The organism is Corynebacterium tuberculostearicum (assembly GCF_032821615.1).
Lineage (GTDB): Bacteria > Actinomycetota > Actinomycetes > Mycobacteriales > Mycobacteriaceae > Corynebacterium > Corynebacterium tuberculostearicum_H.
Genome location: NZ_JAVBIF010000003.1, coordinates 158099 through 176136, shown reverse-complemented (window position 1 = coordinate 176136; position 18038 = coordinate 158099). Strand labels below are relative to the sequence as shown.

Annotated in this window: 14 protein-coding genes and 2 tRNA genes; 9 read left to right on the top strand and 7 right to left on the bottom strand. The window is 58.3% G+C overall.

The features are described from left to right. Positions 1-641 (top strand): IS30 family transposase (locus RAE09_RS04590; RefSeq protein ID WP_316981089.1); only part of this gene is annotated, 641 nt, incomplete at its 5' end. Between the two features lie 599 nt (positions 642-1240). Here RAE09_RS04590 and RAE09_RS04585 read toward each other — a convergent pair. The 3 genes from RAE09_RS04585 to gltX all read right to left on the bottom strand — a co-directional run bounded on the left by RAE09_RS04585 (position 1241) and on the right by gltX (position 3155). Beyond that, positions 1241-1313: transfer RNA gene (locus RAE09_RS04585), tRNA-Glu, on the bottom strand. Positions 1314-1352: 39 nt separating this feature from the next. After that, positions 1353-1424 (bottom strand) — tRNA-Gln (locus tag RAE09_RS04580). A 237-nt stretch (positions 1425-1661) separates the two neighbouring features. Then, positions 1662-3155, bottom strand: a complete 1494-nt coding sequence (gene gltX / locus RAE09_RS04575) for a glutamate--tRNA ligase (protein WP_200435259.1) — start codon at positions 3153-3155, stop codon at positions 1662-1664. A 232-nt stretch (positions 3156-3387) separates the two neighbouring features. Here gltX and RAE09_RS04570 point away from each other — a divergent pair, with 232 nt between their 5' ends. From RAE09_RS04570 to RAE09_RS04540, 7 genes are read left to right on the top strand one after another with little or no spacing between them, the layout of a single operon-like run. Next, positions 3388-5832 (top strand): choice-of-anchor M domain-containing protein, encoded by a 2445-nt coding sequence (locus RAE09_RS04570; protein ID WP_316981088.1) that lies wholly within the window; start codon positions 3388-3390, stop codon positions 5830-5832. A 36-nt stretch (positions 5833-5868) separates the two neighbouring features. Beyond that, complete coding sequence (locus RAE09_RS04565; RefSeq protein ID WP_316981087.1) at positions 5869-7470, top strand: choice-of-anchor M domain-containing protein; 1602 nt, start codon at positions 5869-5871, stop codon at positions 7468-7470. Continuing rightward, positions 7470-8981, top strand: a complete 1512-nt coding sequence (locus tag RAE09_RS04560; RefSeq protein ID WP_316981086.1) for an anchored repeat ABC transporter, substrate-binding protein — start codon at positions 7470-7472, stop codon at positions 8979-8981. Before RAE09_RS04565 ends, RAE09_RS04560 begins: the two co-directional genes overlap by 1 nt. Next, positions 8974-9852, top strand: a complete 879-nt coding sequence (locus RAE09_RS04555; RefSeq protein ID WP_316981085.1) for a choice-of-anchor M domain-containing protein — start codon at positions 8974-8976, stop codon at positions 9850-9852. The genes RAE09_RS04560 and RAE09_RS04555 overlap by 8 nt, the downstream gene beginning before the upstream one ends. Continuing rightward, on the top strand, positions 9839-10573 hold the full coding sequence (locus RAE09_RS04550; RefSeq protein WP_394371993.1) for an anchored repeat-type ABC transporter ATP-binding subunit: 735 nt from the start codon (positions 9839-9841) through the stop codon (positions 10571-10573). Before RAE09_RS04555 ends, RAE09_RS04550 begins: the two co-directional genes overlap by 14 nt. Further along, the gene (locus RAE09_RS04545; protein WP_005323315.1) at positions 10570-11478 is read left to right on the top strand and encodes an anchored repeat-type ABC transporter permease subunit; all 909 of its coding nucleotides are present in this window, start codon (positions 10570-10572) and stop codon (positions 11476-11478) included. Before RAE09_RS04550 ends, RAE09_RS04545 begins: the two co-directional genes overlap by 4 nt. Next, a complete protein-coding gene (locus RAE09_RS04540; protein WP_316981084.1) occupies positions 11475-12956 on the top strand; it encodes a choice-of-anchor M domain-containing protein in 1482 nt (493 codons plus the stop codon). The genes RAE09_RS04545 and RAE09_RS04540 overlap by 4 nt, the downstream gene beginning before the upstream one ends. A gap of 84 nt (positions 12957-13040) precedes the next feature. Here the strand turns inward: RAE09_RS04540 and RAE09_RS04535 are convergent, their stop codons facing one another. Next, positions 13041-14180, bottom strand: a complete 1140-nt coding sequence (locus RAE09_RS04535) for an alpha/beta hydrolase family esterase (RefSeq protein ID WP_316981083.1) — start codon at positions 14178-14180, stop codon at positions 13041-13043. A gap of 100 nt (positions 14181-14280) precedes the next feature. On the opposite strand from RAE09_RS04535, the gene RAE09_RS04530 reads away from it, so the two are divergent. After that, complete coding sequence (locus RAE09_RS04530; RefSeq protein WP_316981082.1) at positions 14281-15384, top strand: isochorismate synthase; 1104 nt, start codon at positions 14281-14283, stop codon at positions 15382-15384. Here RAE09_RS04530 and RAE09_RS04525 read toward each other — a convergent pair. From RAE09_RS04525 to RAE09_RS04515, 3 genes are all read right to left on the bottom strand, one after another. Then, entirely contained in the window at positions 15381-15902 is a 522-nt protein-coding gene (locus tag RAE09_RS04525) for a class I SAM-dependent methyltransferase (protein WP_084771622.1), read from the bottom strand. The two genes, RAE09_RS04530 and RAE09_RS04525, sit on opposite strands and share 4 nt — an antisense overlap. A gap of 46 nt (positions 15903-15948) precedes the next feature. Next, the gene (locus RAE09_RS04520; protein ID WP_005327736.1) at positions 15949-16758 is read right to left on the bottom strand and encodes a fumarylacetoacetate hydrolase family protein; all 810 of its coding nucleotides are present in this window, start codon (positions 16756-16758) and stop codon (positions 15949-15951) included. 178 nt (positions 16759-16936) lie between these two features. After that, positions 16937-17956, bottom strand: a complete 1020-nt coding sequence (locus RAE09_RS04515; protein WP_302257532.1) for a 3-isopropylmalate dehydrogenase — start codon at positions 17954-17956, stop codon at positions 16937-16939. Positions 17957-18038: the final 82 nt, after the last annotated feature.

Here is an 18038-nt window from a genome sequence, read left to right as displayed (position 1 = left end):
ACTTGAAGACCTTGGCCTGGACTTGCCTGGACTTGCCGACCGGTAGAAAGAAACGCAAGAAACGCCAAACCCGCTCCAGCACACCTGCCCAGCAACGCTTCGTCGACGACATGATCCTCATAGACGACCGGCCAGATGAGGTAAGTGAACGTATTTTGCCAGGCCACTGGGAAGGCGACCTCATCCTCGGTAAAAACAACCAATCAGCGGTAATCACGCTAGTAGAACGCGTCAGCCGATTTGTTGTCCTTGGCCACTTACCGGGAAGGCATACCAGCAAAGAAGTATTCACAGCCCTGCACAAGGCAGTTACAGGAATCGATAAAGCTATCTGGTCATCAATTACCTGGGACCAAGGAAGCGAAATGGCTGGTCATAAAGCTTTTACCATGGCCACTGACATTCCCATCTACTTCTGCCATCCAGGATCACCATGGGAACGCGGCAGCAACGAAAACACCAACGGCAGGCTCAGAAGAAACCTTCCCAAAAACAGCGACCTGTCCATCTACAGCGCCGAGGACCTAGAAATGATCGCCAACATTCACAACCACAAACCACGCAAAGCACTCAACTGGCGCACCCCAGCCGAAGTCATGACCAACGCCCTCACACAAACCGGTAGCATCAAACCAAACTAACCATCATCGTTGCAACGACCCCTAGAATCCGCCAGGCGAAGGAAAACGCAAAAATTCCCGAGCCCGGTACTGCAGTGAGGGTTCTTCGTGGCCGAGGTGCGGATCGAATCAGTGGTTATTCCGCAAGCAATCTGTGGATAGTCCGTGGCCGAGAACGCTGTGCTAGTAGGACTCGGGATGGCGCTGTGCGTCGAAGTGCATATGCTGCAGGCTCCTATACTTCGTACAAACGTTGGTGGGAAGGAAGTTGTGGATTATAGCGTTACTACCTGGCTGTGCTTTCGGGCTGTGCGCCTTGGCTGTGGTGCGTTTCGCTTTCTGTCACCCGCTCTCCTTTCTGTTTGTTTTCTGCTGTACTTGCAGTCTATGCCTACGCATGCAGGACAGGAAGGGTTTTGCACAACTTCGCGGTGGTCTTAGCCCTGGTCTCGTTGGCAGCAGGCTGCGGCCTGCGCAGATAAGGCTAATGGTCTGGGGGTAGGTTATAACCAGTTTTGCTCGCGTCGTGGTCGGAACCCAGACTGACGCTGGAAAAGACGCTGGAAAAGACATTGCCCCGGATATGAAAAATCCTCCAGCCTTTGGGCTGGAGGTCTTTGTACCCCGTACGGGATTTGAACCCGTGTTACCGGCGTGAGAGGCCGGCGTCCTAGGCCGCTAGACGAACGGGGCTTAGAACTAGTGAGCCTGCCGTTTAAAGCATTTTCACTGCTGGCCTACCAGGACTCGAACCTAGAATGGCGGTACCAGAAACCGCTGTGTTGCCAATTACACCATAGGCCATTTGCTAACTTGCACTGGAAGCTTACCGCCTTTCGGCTGTTCTCCCTTGCTCGCTGCAACGTGTAATAACTATAATGATCATCGCGTAAACTGCCAAATCGCCAGCGCACGACCCATTTTCAGGCCAGTAGAAGGTTAATAAAATGCGGCGAATGACAGCGCTGTAGTTCAGCTGTCATTCGCCGCATCGAAGGGCGGGATTAGATATCTATCGTCGCCTTACAGGAGGCACTCCTCCTACTGTGCCGCCGGCACGTAGGGAGTCACTTCACGGGCCGCACGAAGGCGGGCCAGGGTGGACTCCTTGCCCAGCAGCTCCATGGACTCAAAGAGCGGCGGGGAAACCTGGGCGCCGGAAATGGCTACACGCAGTGCTCCGTAGGCCTTACGAGGCTTCAGCTCGAGGTCTTCAATAAGGGCCTTAGATAGTGCCGCCTCGATATTCTCGGTCTTCCACTCCGCAACGCCCTCGAGGGTCTCGATACCCACCTCGAGCGGCTGAATTGCCTCTTCCTTGAGGTTCTTCTTCGCTGCCTTCTCATCAAGCTTTAGGTCGGCATCCGGGGTCACCAAAAAGCTCATGAGGCCATACGCATCAGACAGGGTCTTGATGCGGGTTTGTACAAGGTCAGCGGCGAAGGCGAACTTCTCGCCGTCATAGTCGGCCGGGAAATCCGTGTATTCGGTTAAGTAGTTACGCAGACGGAAGGCGAATTCTTCTGGGTCCAGCTGGCGGATGTGATCAGCGTTGATGGCCTCGAGCTTCTTCTGGTCAAAGCGGGCGGGGTTACCCAGCACGTCGTGGACGTCGAAGTTTTCTACCAAGTCATCCATGCTGAAGATGTCCTGGTCCGCGGACAGGGACCAACCCAACAGGGACAGGTAGTTGAGCATACCCTCAGGGATAATGCCGTTATCGCGGTGATTAAACAGGTTGGACTGCGGGTCGCGCTTAGACAGCTTCTTATTGCCCTCGCCCATCACGAAGGGTAGGTGGCCAAACTCTGGGGTGAACTCGGCGATGCCGATCTTCTTAAGGGCGTCGTAAAGCGCGAGCTGACGCGGAGTAGAAGACAGCAGGTCCTCACCGCGCAGCACGTGGGTGATACGCATCAGGGCATCATCAACCGGGTTAACCAGGGTGTAGAGGGGCGCACCATTGGAACGAGCAACCACATAATCTGGCTGGGTTTCAGATTTGAAGGTCATTTCCCCGCGCACCAGGTCGGTCCAAGTCCAATCCTGCTCCGGCATGCGCAGGCGCCAGACCGGCTTGCGGCCCTCAGCCTCGAAAGCGTCGATCTGCTCCTGGGTGAGATCGCGGTCAAAGTTGTCATAGCCCAGCTTCGGGTCACGGCCAGCCGCCTTGTGGCGCTCCTCCACCTCTTCAGCGGTGGAGTATGCCGGGTAGACAAATCCGCCGTCGATAAGCTTGTCTAGGACCTCTTTGTAGATGTCCATGCGCTGGGACTGACGGTAAGGCTCGTGCGGGCCGCCAACATTGATGCCTTCATCCCAGCCCAGGCCAAGCCAGGTCAGGGAATCAATGATGGCCTGGTAGGACTCCTCAGAGTCACGGGCGGCATCGGTGTCCTCGATGCGAAATACCAGCTTGCCACCGGTATGGCGGGCATAGGCCCAGTTGAATAGTGCGGTGCGCACCATGCCTACGTGCGGTGTGCCGGTTGGGGACGGACAGAATCTAACGCGTACTTCAGTCATGCCCACCATCGTAGTGGAGCCGCCGATTCCAGTCCGCACCAGCCCAAGCGCCCCTGAATCCTGCCCGGCGCGCAGCGGCTTGCAGTCTATTCCTACACGCAAATTGGGGTAATTGGAAACGGGTTTCACTACAAAGCCACTGGTCGGTGAAATCGGTTTCCATTACGGCTAGCAGGTTATGGGATTCATTTTCTATAGTTTCTGGTGAACTTGTGAGAACTGTAGAAAGGCCTTCCCAACTGTGGCTTCCCCACGCACCCGTTTCCTTGCCACGCTGAGCACTTTGGCACTTATCACTCCCGCCACGGCTGTCGCAGGCCCCGATGATGGCAAGCACATCGCTACCAATACCCACGTTGACTCCCCCAAGTCTTTCTGGGAGAACAACGATTTCGTCCTGAAGTCCGAGTTTGGCGGTCAAGAGCCCCCGATTGCAGACACTGTTGCCTGGGTGGGCAAGGGCTATAGCGCTACGGATAACAGCAACCAGTATCTCTATACGCTTCCGGCAAATGGGACCCAAGACTATATTGGGGCCCCTGGCACGACTTATTACACAGCGCCGCACCAGGTATCCGGTAATACTTCGCCCATTTGGCTGGGCTTTGGCGCAGACGCTTCCCTGCCCACGGACAAATTTCGGGATGGCGTAGCCTTCCTTGATTTGCTCAGCGTCGATGGTCCCGGCGAGGTGGAGCTTTTTACCAATAAAGATGAAGATGAGGACGGCACCCAGCTGCACCGCATGCTCGGTTCCTTCCCGGATTCGCCGCACTCTGCTTACCTTGTTGCCGGCACACATACGCACAACTCCACTCTGTTTACCAAGCCAGGACGATACCGCCTGACCTACCGCACCAGTGCGCGCGGAAAGGATGGCCAGCTCATAGCCAATGAGCCACAGACCACCACCATCCAAGTTGGCGGGCAAAAGCCCAAAGAGGAAAAAACGCCGAGCCTTAAGGAGCGCTTCGCACAGTCCGCAGCTGGCGACGCCGCTGCTGCAGGCTACAGCCTGCGCATGGCCCCCAAGTCCAATCCCGAAAAAGACGGTGACGACAAGCTCACCACCATTTCCTTCGACGCCAAGAACAAGGCACAAGGCACCCTCACGCTGCTTATCGACGGCTACTTCCTCACCGACCTCCCCGTTAAGGACGGGCATGCTCAGTGGGATGAATATATGGGCCCCGACCCGTCCCAGGTACAGGCCGTCTTTACCCCTGAGGGCGATTCCCCACGCTGGATATCCCAACCCCTTGACTTCCAACCCGGTAAATCCAGCCACACCGATTCTTCTGCCGCCGCTGATACGTGGCAGGAAACCTCCCAGCCGCGCCAGCTTGCCCCCACCGAGGAAACCGAGCTAAAGGAGCTGGGCTACACCATCCGCATGCGCAAGCAGGGCAATGGTGGCACCAAGATTGTGGTGGATACCGAGGATAAAAACTTCAATGGCCTTCTCACCGGCGGGCTCTATGACACGAAGGGGGCTAAATACCCCACCGTGGATCTGGAAACCCCTATTACTAACGGCCACGGCGAGGTCGCCTTTGATGAGGGCGAGTACTTCGAAGGCTATTTTGCCAAGGTAAACCTCTTCCCCCATTCCACTGTTAAGGCCGGACACGCTAGCAGCGTTATTACGGAGTCTTTTGCTTTTGGTGAAAACTATGAAGCCAGTGGGAAGTTCTCCACTTCCAATGAGGAACCGGAGGCTACCCCAGGCAAGGAAGACACTCCGTCTTCCGCGCCGCAGCCAGGCACCGAAGAACCGCAAGCCGGCAATGCACAATGCAGCGAAAAGTACCTACTAGACCGTGGTCATGTAGACATCAAAGCCCAGCCTGCCGAGGGAGGCTTTGCAACGGTTCTGCGCGATGACACGGCACAAGTGGACAAGAAGTCTGTTGACCGCAAACTCGATGACGTTGTACTCGGCGTACACGATAATGCGCTCACCCCACGCAATAAGAAGCTCGCGGGCAAAGAGTTCGATTTCCTAGGAAAGCCCGGTGAGCGCTTCTATCACCTGCCACAAACCCAGGATCAAAACATCATTTGGCCCGGCTATAACACCCAGGACCTAGATTATTCCTCAACCAAGGACAATGCCGTCAACCTCAACTTGAAGCCCACCTCCACGCCGGACGGTGCCGAGTGGGGCGCATTTATCGATGGCACCCATGGCAAAGGTTTTTCGGTCCTCGCCAATTCTGCGGCTAAGGACTACACCATCGAAACCAACTTTCCGGCCCATACCCATACGCACTGGGCCTTTTCCAAGCCTGGCTTGTACACCTTTGAGGCTACTTATACGGCCACGGGCACGGACGGCAAGGAACTAAAGTCCGCGCCCCAAACCCTCACCTTTGCCGTAGGCGATAAGACATTGGAGTCCTGTTCCTTCCGCGCGCCAGGCACGGCCGAGAGCGGAGAGCCGAGCGAAAGTCCAACAGATAAGCCTTCCGCGGAGCCTTCCCAGGAGCCTTCCACCCAACCATCCGCCCCAGATACCCCGGACACACCAGCCCACCCCGGCCGGCCAGAAGAGCCCACAGGGTCCTCGTTTAGCCCGTGGAGTCTGGTCCTCCCAGCGGTTCTCGTGGTGGTTTTCAAGGCCTTTTATAACTTCTTCCGGGATAACGAGGACCTCATCCGCAAGCGCTTCGGCCTCAACTTCTAAGCCTCTTCTACCCCACCAACTAGACGGGAAGCCACAATGCATCATTCACCATCCTTTGCCCCTCGGCGCGTCCCGCTGCGGCGCCGATTTATTCACGTATTTGCCGCCGTCTTTGCCACAGCATTGGCCTTCTTCTCCCCCGCCGCGGCACTTGCCTTTGATGAGGTCTTCGACTCTGGGCATGTAGACGCCTTCTATGTCACGGCCCCAGATGGTCAGCTACATCTGTCAATGAAGGAAGACATCACTGGATCGGGCGTTCCACGCTCCGGCGATGATGTGGTGCTCAAGGTTGTCGAGGATGCCTGGTCGGATGCCACCGAGGCCGTGCCGGAGATAGGCCAGCCCACTTACTTCCTGCCACAATCGCAAGACCAGCGCATCATTTGGCCGGGCTGGGATACCCAGCCTGCACGCGATGGCGGCTTTGACAACGTTGACCTAGAATTCGCCGAAGTCTCTGGACCTGGTTCAGTGTATGTTTTTGAAACCAGCGGCTTTGGCGATGTCAAGACGGTGACCGATTCCGGCTCAATGGAGCTCACCAGCGGTGAGGTCATCAATCAACCCACTCCGGCCCACAGGCACGTCAACTGGGCCTTTAGCGAGGCCGGCACATACACCATGACGGTGCAAGCCCATTCCAACGGCGAATCCAGCAATGCTGTGACCTACACCTGGGAGGTGGGCGACGGCGGCGATGCACCCGCAGCCGATCGATCGGCTGATACCGGCGAGGTGAGCAATGACGAGGAAACTGCGAGCACCCCACGATCAGCAGACAAGGGCGGCGCTGCAGCCGCAGATAAGTCCGGTGCAGCTACGGATAAAGAGTGCACCCCAGGCATGACTCCGCAAATCAAGGACGATACGGTCTCCCCTTCCCAGTGGCGCGATGCTGATGGCGCTACCTTTTATCTCTCCGATAAATCCAGCGTCGATCTCCCTCAAGAGGTAGGCCCAGTGCCAGCTGGTCAGGCGTGGATGATTGGTTCTACCCAGGTCGATGGTGTGCCATGGCTCGGCGCTAATACTCAAAGCCCTTCAATGCGCGAGAATATCCCTGGCGATGTCACCTGGGAGTTAGCAGGCTTCAAGGGACCCGGCCCGATGATGGTCTACTCCCAGGGCGGCTTGGGAAAGATCGTGGGCGATGAGTGGTTCCGAGGCAATGCAGATGCGGCGGAGGGCACCTATTCGATTGCCCCCAATACGCACGTGCACCCCAACTGGGTCTTTGGTGCGCAGGGCACCTATGACGTCACCATTCGCCAGGTGGCCAAGACCAATGAGGGCAAGCAAGTTGCCGGTGAAGCGACTCTTCACTTCGTGGTCGGCGGCGACAAGCCGGCTGAAGCCTTTGACAATGGTCACTTCGACTTGGGCGCTGCGGTAAATCCGGAGGGCGGCGACTGCGGGCATGGCGCTGCGGCAGGTGGGGCGTCGGCAAGCGCTGGTGGCTCTGCCGCAAGCACCGGATCAAACACTGGCCAGTCCGGGCAGGCGCACAGCAAGGGCGGTTCTTTAGCCAATACGGGGACTCCTATTGTTCCCTTCGGCATCGGAGTGTTGGGCTTGGGCATGCTCTTCCTCGGCCTAGGCATTGCCCGTCTAGCTGTAGCTAAGGCAGCGGACTAATGGCGCGTGCGCTTTCTCATAGACGCAGGCTTCGGACCATAGGCGCGCTGCTGGGCTCCTGCCTGCTGGCCACTGGTTGTGCCCCTTCGGCTGCGTTGGATACCGGAAGCGGAGAAAAATTCGCCGTGGTGGCCACCACCCCGATTCTCGCGGATCTTGCGCGCAACGTCGCGGGAGAAGATGCCCGGGTACAAAGCCTTATCCCCAGCGGAAAAGATCCGCATACCTTTGAGCCAACGCTGCGCACGGTGCGCGATGTTGCCAATGCCGATTTGGCACTGAGCAATGGCTACTTGCTGGAGCCGCAGTCTCTCATCGATACACTGCACGAATCCACCGATGCCCCCGTGGTGGAAGTCGCCGATGCTGCCTCCACCCGCGGTGCCACTCTGGTGCCGTTGGTAGAAGATGTCTCGCTCGAGGCAATTTGGCTGGGTCTGCGCATCAGCGGCGCACAACAGCGTTCTTCCGGAGTGGACTTCCGCATGGTCTCTGCCGATGGGCCAGGTAACGTCGCGGCCTATGTGGTCTCTACCTTCGGCACCCCGGAGGTCCTTTTTAACTCGGCCGATGGCATCGATAGAAAAGAAGACTCAGTGACGCTGCCGGCCAACGCCCACACGCACGTCTCTTGGGGATTTTCCCAGCCGGGGATCTACCACCTCGGGTTCCAAGCAGAGGGCACCGACGTCCAACACCTCACTGTGGCCGTGGGAGTAAACCCACCTAAAGGCATGCAAGTAATAGATTCCGGGCACCTGGATATTGCAGGTGACCTAGCCAAGCACCGCATTGACCTGCGCGATCAGGACAAGCGCTTCGACCCTGCCACCACCGTGGTGTCAATCCCCTCTTCGGTACTGCAGCCCATACCGCCGGATCCGGCCTACCGCTTCCTGGGCAGGCCGGGGTCGGATACCTACCTCTTGCCGCAGGCGGTGCTGGGAAAACACATCCACGGCGAGGTGGACCCGCACCTGTGGCACAACGTGGACAATGCCATCGCCTACGTCGATGCCATCGCCGAGGAAATGGCGCAGGCAGATCCTTCCCACGGGGCGTCCTACCGCCAACGGGCGGAGGCCTATACCCAGCGCCTGCGGAATACGGATACCTATGTTGACCGCGCCATTTCTTCTATCCCTAAAGAAAACCGGCACCTCGTAACCACGCACCACGGCTACGCCTATCTGGAGCAAGGATATGACATGTCGGTGGCCGGCTTCGTCACTCCCAATCCGGCCATCGAGCCTTCCCCACGCGAAGTCATTTCCTTGCGCCGCACGCTGGAGAACCTCCATCTACCAGCCGTATTTGTAGAACCCGTGCAGCAGGCAAGCGCCGAGACCCTGAAGCAGGCTGCCGCGGAGCAAGGCGTGGAGCTGTGCCCCATCTACGGCGACACGTTCGATGACACCGTCAGCTCCTATATCGACCTTATGAAATTTAACGCTGATTCCCTGCAGCGTTGCCTGAACCCCAACCCAACCCATGGAGATAAAAATGCTTAAATTCGCTACTCGTACCGCCACCCGCACCGCCGCCTGCGTCCTTACTGCAGGTCTGGCACTTTCTACCAGCCCTGCTTGGGCGGGCGACCTGGCCCAGGTGGTCGGTGCCGATGAACACGTTGCCCCGCAAGGCGAAGAAAAGGTCATCGATACCGGTCACGTAGACGTTGGTGCCCTGCTTGATGGCACGGAGTCTGAGCTTATGGCTCGCGATGATGCCGGCGATAAGCCAGTCTGGCGTCACTTAGACGATCTCGTGTTTTCCGTGGGCGATAAGGCACAGCAAACCCTTCCCGATACGGATGACTTTGGCTTCGTTGGCGCTGAGTCCGGCGATAAGGTCTGGGTGGTTCCCCAAACCGAGCAAGTCGGCGTTCCCTGGCTGGGCTGGAATACCCAGGCGCCCTCCCTTGTCGACGCCGCCGACCGCGGCGTCACCATGGAATTCCTCGGCCATTCCGGACCAGGCGATTTCTCCCTCTTCTTACAAAACGGCGGCTTTGAAGCGCCACAGCTCTTGTGGTCCACCGCGCAGAAGAGCGATGAGGACTTCTGGGTAGACCTCAATACCCACACCCACGCCAACTGGACGTTTACGGAGCCAGGTACTCACCAGGTGGGCATCAGGGTGAAGGGCAAGACCAAGGACGGCGCCGATTTCAGCACCGATGGCGTACTCACCTTCGCCGTGGGCGATGATGCAGACGTCCAAGCGGCCCAAGATACTACCTGGAATCCAGACGATGCCCAGACCGCGGGCTCGTCTATTCCCACCTGGGTCTTTGTCCTCGCCGGCGTTGGCGCCGTAGTACTACTGCTGGCCCTAGGGCTCGCCCTGCGTTCAGCTAAGCGGGGCGATAGCCGTGGCTAAACCGCTCATTTCCGTTGCTGATCTAAATGTCTCGCTCTCGCACCGCAGCGTAGTTAGCGATGCCAATCTAGAGGTCCACCCCGGCGAATTCATCGGGCTCCTCGGGCCGAATGGTGCTGGTAAGACCACCCTCATGCGCGCCATTTTAGGGCTTATCCCTTCCTCCGGAACTCGCAGCATCTCCGGCACCGTGGGGTATGTTCCCCAGCGTCACGAAGTGGAATGGGGCTTTCCCATCAATGTCTATCGCACCGTGCTCAGCGGCCGGACCGGCCTTATCGGCTGGCTCAAGCGACCGCGCGCTAAGGATCATGCCGCAGCAGCAGAGGCGCTCCGACTGGTTCACATGGAAGAATTTTCTACCCGCCCCATCGAAGAACTCTCCGGTGGTCAACGCCAGCGCGTGCTCATCGCCCGGGCCCTCGCCACACAACCACACGTGCTGCTGCTCGATGAGCCCTTTACCGGACTAGATGCGCCCAATACCGAATCGCTCCTCGAGCTTTTTGAAGAGCTTTCCCACCGCGGCACATCCATCATTATGTCCACTCATAACCTTTCTGAAGCCGCACATTCTTGCCACCGCCTCATTCTCTTTAACGGCACCGTGGTAGCCGATGATTCTGCGTCGACCCTTCTTCACCAGACGGATCCGTGGACTAAAACCTTTGGCGTGCGTGCCGGTTCCCCTTTGCTTTCTGCCATTGGAGTCAGCGCATGATAGAAATTTCCTTCCTCGATTTCCTGCGCGACCTGGTCAATCCCCACCTTGACTTTCTCGCCCGCGCGGTAGGCATCTCTTTGCTTGCGGCCATCGTATGCGGCGTCATCGGCTGCTATGTCGTGCTGCGCGGCATGGCCTTTATTGGCGATGCCGTCTCCCACGCCGTATTCCCGGGACTAGCCATTGCCTTCGCCCTACAGACCTCGGTGCTCGTGGGTGGCGCAGTCGCTGGTGCGGTTGTGGCGTTACTCATCGCCGCCTTTTCGCAGCGTCGCCACGTGCGCGCGGATTCCATCATCGGTATCTTCTTCGCCGCGGCCTTCGCTTTGGGCATGGTGATAATCTCGCGCACCGATGGTTATAGTGCCTCGCTGACAAGCTTCCTCTTCGGCTCACTCACCGGCGTTTCCCGCACCGATATTATCGTCGCGGGCTGCGTGTGCGCCGTAGTTGTCGCCATCGTTATTGCCTTTGGCCCCCAGCTCAACGCCACGTGCTTGGACCGGGAAACCGCCCGCGCAATGGGCTTGCCTGTCTTTGTGCTGGACATCATTTTGTACCTGTGCGTCACGGCCGCAGTGGTCATTTCCGTGAGCACCATCGGCAATATCTTGGTCCTCGCGCTGCTCATCACTCCGGCCGCAACGGCACGCCTGCTAAGCACAAATCTAAAGACCATGATGTGCCTTTCTGCCCTCATCGGTGCGCTGTCGAGCTTCCTCGGCATCTACCTGGCGTGGGCCATTGACCTGCCGGCCGGCGCCACCATCGTGCTCACCCTCACCGCCATTTTCTTGGTTGTATGGGCCATCCATCCACTGCTCGGCGCCCGCAAGCACGCAGGTGCCTCGCTTTCCGACGCCCCACACCCCACCCCACGAAAGGAATCCGTCTCCTCATGAAACCTGTCTGCCGCACTGCGGTGGCCCTCGGCACCGCGGGACTGATAAGCCTCGGCGCCCTTCCGGGAGCGGGAGTAGAACTCTTCGCGCCCGCCACCGCATATGCAGAAGAATCCACCGATTCTTGCTCTGCCAGCGACTTCGACCGCATCACCAAGGGCCACCAGGATATGGCGCTCAGCAGCGATTCCGGCGATCTCAGCTTCAAGGTCAAAGATGATGATAAGGACATCGAGCATGACTCTGAGTCCTTTGCCATTGAGGTATCTGATGACCTCAAGCAGCCGCTTTCCGAGCTCAGCGATAGTTCCCTGCCCGATGAAGGCTGGGTACTGCCGCAAACGCAAGATCCCAACGCCCCGTGGCTGGGTTTTAATACCCAAGAGCTATCTCAAGATCTCCTCGCCACCGGAGACACCGCTACTTTGAGCATGGCTATCGCGCAGGGCCCCGAGGATGGCCGTATCGTGGCCTATCAGATGGAGCTTGGTGGCCCCAAGGTACTTATGGATACTGCCGATGGCTCCGCCTGGGACTACCCCGGCAACTCCCATTCCCACCCGGCCTTTGTCTTTACCGAGCCGGGTACCTATGCGGTGAGCTTTACCTTTGAGCTTCCCGACGGCTCCCGACACCACCTCCATGCCGGTTTCCTCGTCGGCGAGCAGGCCACGGCGACAGACCTGTGCGGCGTGGACTATACCGATGCTGACGCTGCTACCGGCAACGGTGGTGACTCAAATAGCCGCCCCAAGCAACTGGAAAAAGACGTCAAAGACGTAGACAAAGCCATCGCTGGCTTGGACAAAGAGCTCGACAAGACCCTGCAGGAGGGTCAGAAATTCTTAGAAGGCGGTAATCCGCAACAGGGCGAAAAAGAATCTGGCAAGGATAAAGCAGGCAAGCGCAAGCAGGCCACCCGCACCAAGGCACAAGACGCTGGGAAGGATGGAGCTCCACATGGCACGCCCTCCACGGGCTCAGCTCAAACCTCTGGTACTACGCGAAAGTCCGGTTCTGGTTCTGGGGCTACCACCCACCACTCTGCTAGCCGTGTGAATGATTCTGCCTCCACTGCGAAATCCGGCAAAAGCGCGGCCACTGGCACGAGCTCGCACCGTTCTGCTTCCACCAGCGGTTCTTCCCACTCCACAGCCAAAAAATCCACCGGCTCCCGGGACGCAAAGTCTACTAAGCGTACTAAGGGCAAGGCTGCGGGCTCCGTTAGTGCACAGCAGGTTCCGGATGCCGGCGCTGCGGAAGGCAGGGACTCTGAGAATGTACTGACTAATGCCGCTGCGTATACCGCTACCCTGGCAAAAAGCAGCTTCTGGGCGGGCCTTCTAGCGGGACTAGGCGCATTCGCGCTGGTGCTCGGCATCGGCCTGTTGGTCTATGTCCAGTTCTTCCGCAAGAAGAAGGCCCCAACCCAGCAGCCTGCCGATGATGCTACGACCCACCTGCCGCGCGTCGACTAGCACAGTGCTCTTGAGCAGCCAACAATAAAACTAGGCCCAGAGGATCTCTCCTCTGGGCCTTATCCGTGGCTAAGCGCCGCTGTTTTATACCCTGGTCTTAGACGAGAGGAAGTCCCAGACCACCCGTGGAGTATCTGGCTGCCAGAACCAGGTGTGATCCTGTGGAACCTTGACCAGCTGCACATCCTTTTGGCAGCCGTTAAAGCTCAAGCGTTCTGAACCGCCAAGCTCCGGAGTGGACTGGAAGGTCATATCGCAGCGATTGCGCTTCAGATAGCCGCCGAGCACCGTACGCACAGGGAGGTAACCGGCCTCGTGTCGGTCACCGCCCTCATAAGTCATCATCTTGTCGTTAACGCCGTGCATGATGAGGGTATTCATCGGCGCATCGGCACAGTTGACCTCAACTGGGTTGTAGAAGGCACCTGAAACCATAGCTACAGCGGCAAAGGTGTCCTGTGCGTGGCAGCCAAGCACCGAGGTAAAGCCGCCTCCATTAGACATACCCATGGCGTATACGCGGTTTCGATCAACGTGGTAGTCCTTGTCTACCGAATCGAGAATGCGCTTGATAAAGCGGATATCCTCCCCATCGCGCGTCTTAGCATAAGGCGCCGCCTCCCAGGCTCGCTCAAATCCCTCTGGATAGACGATGATGGCCTCGTTATTGGCCTCAGTGGTCTGCATGCGTGCGTAGCTGGAGTAGTTCTCCGGGGAATCTCCCCACCCACCGAAGCCGAAGAGAACGGGGGCCGCCTTTTCCGGCGAATAGTGGTTTGGAATACGCACCAAGTACCTGCGGGTCTTACCCTCGTGCTCCATTTCTAGGGACTGCATGGAACCCGGCGCAAACGGCGGGTTCGGATTGATGCTGGTATCTACCATTGCCGGCCGCGGCGCTGGCTCGGGAAGAGACGATCCCTCAGGACCAGGCGCTGCATTGTCATCGCTGCTGCCGCCTTCTACTGGTGCCGGGGTGGATTCCTTAACACCTTCTGGAACTAGGTGGGACCCATCAGGCTGCGGGGTAACCGGCTTTGCATTTTCGGGAGCAGGTGCTGGAGCTGGCGCTGGCTGTGGTGCATTTTCAGGGCCAGGGGCGGGTGCGGGAGGTGGCCCTTCTTGAGCATAGGCAGGAGCGGCGCACACAAGCGCAGCGCTAGCCAGCGCCGCAGCGAGGATCAGGTATAGGGAACGATAAAGAAACTTAGTAACATTAGCCACAAGGTTAAAATTAACCACATCATTCACTTGATTCACTGTTTACACGCCCAGTGCATACTCAATTCTGTAAGAAAAGCCCAAGGCACTAAGCTAGATCCCCATGCACGAAGACAGACCAAGCACCGCCCCCGATTTTTTGCTTTCGCGAGCAACGGGGTCTGTCCGTACCCAAGGTGCGCGCCACACTTTTAATGACACCGACGCGGCGATTTCCGCCCTGCGTAGCAAGGATGTAGACATGGTGGTCGGCGCGATTCCGTTCGACTCTGACACGCCCGCTGCACTGACGGTGCCGGAGGCCATCATCCGCGAAGAGGGCCCCTTGGAGCCGCACGCCTACTACCGGAATAAGAGCCTGAACTCGCGAGTGGTTGGATTCGATCCGGAACCCGAAGAGCACCTGCGCCGCGTAGAGGCAGCCATCGGTACCATCGAGACCTCCAAACTGGACAAGGTGGTTTTGGCCCGCGCCGTAGATATCGAATTTCCTGAGGCTATTGATCCGCGCCTGGTCGCGGCGCGCCTTATCGACCTTTCCGCTAACCGCGATGGGTTCATCGCCGATCTCTCCCCCGCCGGCCGGCCGGGCGCGATGCTGGTTGGTTCTTCCCCAGAGGTTTTGGTCAAGCGTCAGGGCTCGACGGTGTCTGCTTTCCCCTTGGCCGGATCGTCACCGCGCCGCGCCACAGCGGCTGAGGATCACATCGCAGGCCAAGATCTCTTGCATTCTGCCAAGGATCTCCACGAGCATTCCTTTGTAGTGGAACACCTGCGCCGGGTGCTTAGCCCATTATGCGAGCGGCTAGACATCCCGGACGCCCCGCAACTTATTAGCACCAATGAGATGTGGCACCTTGGCACGCCGATTTCCGGAACGCTCAAGGATAAAGACTTGACCGCTCTTGAACTTGCCTTGGCAGCACACCCCACACCGGCCATCTGTGGCACCCCTGCAGAGGCCGCCCAAGCTCTCATTGAGACGGCAGAAACGGACCGTGGATTTTATGCCGGAGCAGTCGGCTGGTGCGATAGCTCCGGCGACGGCGAGTACATGGTAGCCATCCGCTGCGCAGAAGTAGCCGGCGATGGGCTATCGGCGCGTGCTTGGGCCGGCGGTGGCATTGTGGGCGATTCCGACGCCCAGGCCGAACTGGAAGAAACCACAGCCAAGCTGCGCACCATTTTGAAGGCGCTCAGCCTCTAGGCTGCACGCTTGGCGACGAGCACGACGTCGCTGCGGTGGTGCGCACCGGCGCCTTCTGTCAGGTGGCGCTCGCGGCGGGTCAGCTCGACGGCCTCTAGCTCTTGCAGATTCTCCGCTAGCCATTCGGGCATCGCTATCTCAGCCGACTCCATATCGTGATGGACAAAGAGCAGTGTTCCGCCTGGAGCCACCAAACGCTCTAGCTTCTCCACCTCTTCTGGCGTGGCGCGTACCCCGCCATAGTGGACGCTGACCAAGTCAAAGGGCTCATGGCTAAAGTCACTAAACGTTGCGACCTGCGCCGCGACACCGCGGGCCCTAGTGCGTGCGACGGCAGTCGGGGCGAAATCAATGCCCAAGACATCCCAGCCGTGGTTCTTTAGCCAGAGCGCATCCGCACCTTCCCCGCACCCAATGTCGAGGGCGGTACCGGGCTTAAGCCCCGCGGCGTAATCGACAAGGGTCGCATTGGGATTGCCCGACCACACCCGCTCAGTACTCTGGTAGCGTTCCTCCATTTCCTCGGAGGTGGGCACGTAGCCGCGGTGTTCGTGGTGGCTTGGGTTACGCACGGTGGATGGTATTGCGCAGGGTGCCGAGGCCCGGGATCTCGATCTCGATGGTGTCACCTGGGACCATAGGAGCGGTGCCAGCCGGGGAGCCGGTGGTGATGACATCACCAGGCAGCAAGGTATAGGCAGCGGAGATCTCCTCCAAAATGCCGCCCATCTTCACGATCATCTGGTCCGTATTGGAATCCTGCTTTTGCTCGCGAGAACCCTCGTGCGTCAGATACGCATTAATCTTCTGATCGTCTAGATTCAAGCTATCCAGATCGGTTTCGATCCACGGGCCGAGCGGGCAGAAAGTGTCAATCCCCTTGGCACGAGCCCATTGACCATCCTTAAACTGCAGGTCGCGGGAGGAAACGTCGTTACAGATGGTATAGCCCAGCACGTGGTCTTTCCAGTTCTCGGCCTTGATATTCTTCGACGGCTTAGAAATGACCACGGCAAGCTCGCCCTCAAACTCGACGTTGGTGGCGTAGTCCGGGATCTTGATCGCTGCATCCGGGCCAATGACCGCGGTAGATGGCTTGATGAAGATGGTGGGAGGCAGGCTATCGGCAGACTTTTTGAAAACCTCGGCAACGTGGTCCGCATAGTTGCGTCCAAGCGCTACCACCTTGGTGGGAAGGGTCGGCGCCAAGAGGCGAACCTCGTTAAGCTTCCACTCACGGCCGGTTGGCTCCGGCGGGGTGAAGGGCGTGCCAGCAATTTCCTTTGCTACCAACTCTTCCATTGGGGCGTCTTTTGGCCCATCGATAATGGCAAAACAGATTCCTTCGGGGTGTGCAATTCGTCCTAAACGCATAGCGGCAATCCTACTCAATAGCCACCTTCACATGTGTGCAAAGGATACGGTGTTAATTAGTTAATTTGAGTAAATCGTCGTTGCCCCTTACTCACCGTTACTAACCCCAGTGCCGACTACGCTAGGAAACGCTGGACACTTGGGGCGTCGGCAAGCGCCCAGCACAAGAAGCCCACCTCTATGCGACGAGAAGCTGGGCGATTCGGTCACCGACTTCGACGGTCTTTAGCGGCCCATCGCCGCGGTGCGCAACATCTTGTGCCACAGCATCCTCAATCCGCTGGGCGTTGGACTCATCGCCTACGTGGCGAAGCAGCATGGCGGCGGACAAGATTGCCGCCGTTGGATCTGCAATCCCCTTTCCCGCAATATCTGGCGCAGAACCGTGCACCGGCTCGAACATGGAAGGATTCGCGCCAGAGGCATCGATGTTTCCGGAGGCAGCAAGGCCGATGCCGCCGGTTACCGCGCCCGCCAAATCGGTGAGAATATCTCCGAAAAGGTTATCGGTGACAATGACGTCATAGCGCGCCGGATCGGTCACCATATAAATGGTCGCCGCATCAATATGCTGATAATCCACCTCAACCTCTGGAAACTCGGCGGCGACTTCATTAACAGTGCGTTGCCACAAACCACCAGCATTGACCAAGACATTTGTCTTGTGCACCAAGGTCAGATGCTTATGGCGCTGCGCTGCTCGCGCAAACGCATCGCGCACTACACGCTCCACGCCGAAGCGGGTATTTTGCGATACCTCACTGGCTACCTCATGCTCAGTACCTTCCCGCAAAGTGCCGCCGTTTCCGCAGTACAAACCCTCGGTACCTTCGCGCACCACAACGAAATCAATATCGCCCGGTTCAGCCAGCGGGGAGGAAGCGGTGGGATAGAGCTTAGAGGGACGCAGGTTCACGTGATGATCCAGCGCAAACCGCATCTTAAGCAACAGCCCCCGCTCCAGCACGCCCGGCGGCACCTCACCTGGGGCGCCGATCGCCCCCAACAGGATCGCATCGTGTTCTCGCAGGCTCTTCAAGTCAGCGTCCGCAAGAAGCTCCCCATTGCGCAGATAACGCCGCGCACCGAGGTCATACTCGGTGGTTTCGATATCGGAGCGAACCGCTCGCAGCACCTTGAGTGCCTCGGCTGTCACTTCTGGTCCAATCCCGTCGCCGCCAATCACCGCAAGTTTCATTATGTAGGATTCCTTTCTCACAGAGTGGATATGGGATTACCCTACCAAAACAAACCCGCGTAGCGCAGGAAATTACCTAGCA

What these genes read in the sequence shown, in the direction of transcription:
- gltX (WP_200435259.1), bottom strand. Translation starts at nt 3,155, where the DNA reads ATGGTGGGCATGACTGAAGTACGCGTTAGATTCTGTCCGTCCCCAACC.
- RAE09_RS04565 (WP_316981087.1), top strand. Translation starts at nt 5,869, where the DNA reads ATGCATCATTCACCATCCTTTGCCCCTCGGCGCGTCCCGCTGCGGCGC.
- RAE09_RS04560 (WP_316981086.1), top strand. Translation starts at nt 7,470, where the DNA reads ATGGCGCGTGCGCTTTCTCATAGACGCAGGCTTCGGACCATAGGCGCG.
- RAE09_RS04555 (WP_316981085.1), top strand. Translation starts at nt 8,974, where the DNA reads ATGCTTAAATTCGCTACTCGTACCGCCACCCGCACCGCCGCCTGCGTC.
- RAE09_RS04545 (WP_005323315.1), top strand. Translation starts at nt 10,570, where the DNA reads ATGATAGAAATTTCCTTCCTCGATTTCCTGCGCGACCTGGTCAATCCC.
- RAE09_RS04540 (WP_316981084.1), top strand. Translation starts at nt 11,475, where the DNA reads ATGAAACCTGTCTGCCGCACTGCGGTGGCCCTCGGCACCGCGGGACTG.
- RAE09_RS04530 (WP_316981082.1), top strand. Translation starts at nt 14,281, where the DNA reads ATGCACGAAGACAGACCAAGCACCGCCCCCGATTTTTTGCTTTCGCGA.
- RAE09_RS04525 (WP_084771622.1), bottom strand. Translation starts at nt 15,902, where the DNA reads ATGGAGGAACGCTACCAGAGTACTGAGCGGGTGTGGTCGGGCAATCCC.
- RAE09_RS04520 (WP_005327736.1), bottom strand. Translation starts at nt 16,758, where the DNA reads ATGCGTTTAGGACGAATTGCACACCCCGAAGGAATCTGTTTTGCCATT.
- RAE09_RS04515 (WP_302257532.1), bottom strand. Translation starts at nt 17,956, where the DNA reads ATGAAACTTGCGGTGATTGGCGGCGACGGGATTGGACCAGAAGTGACA.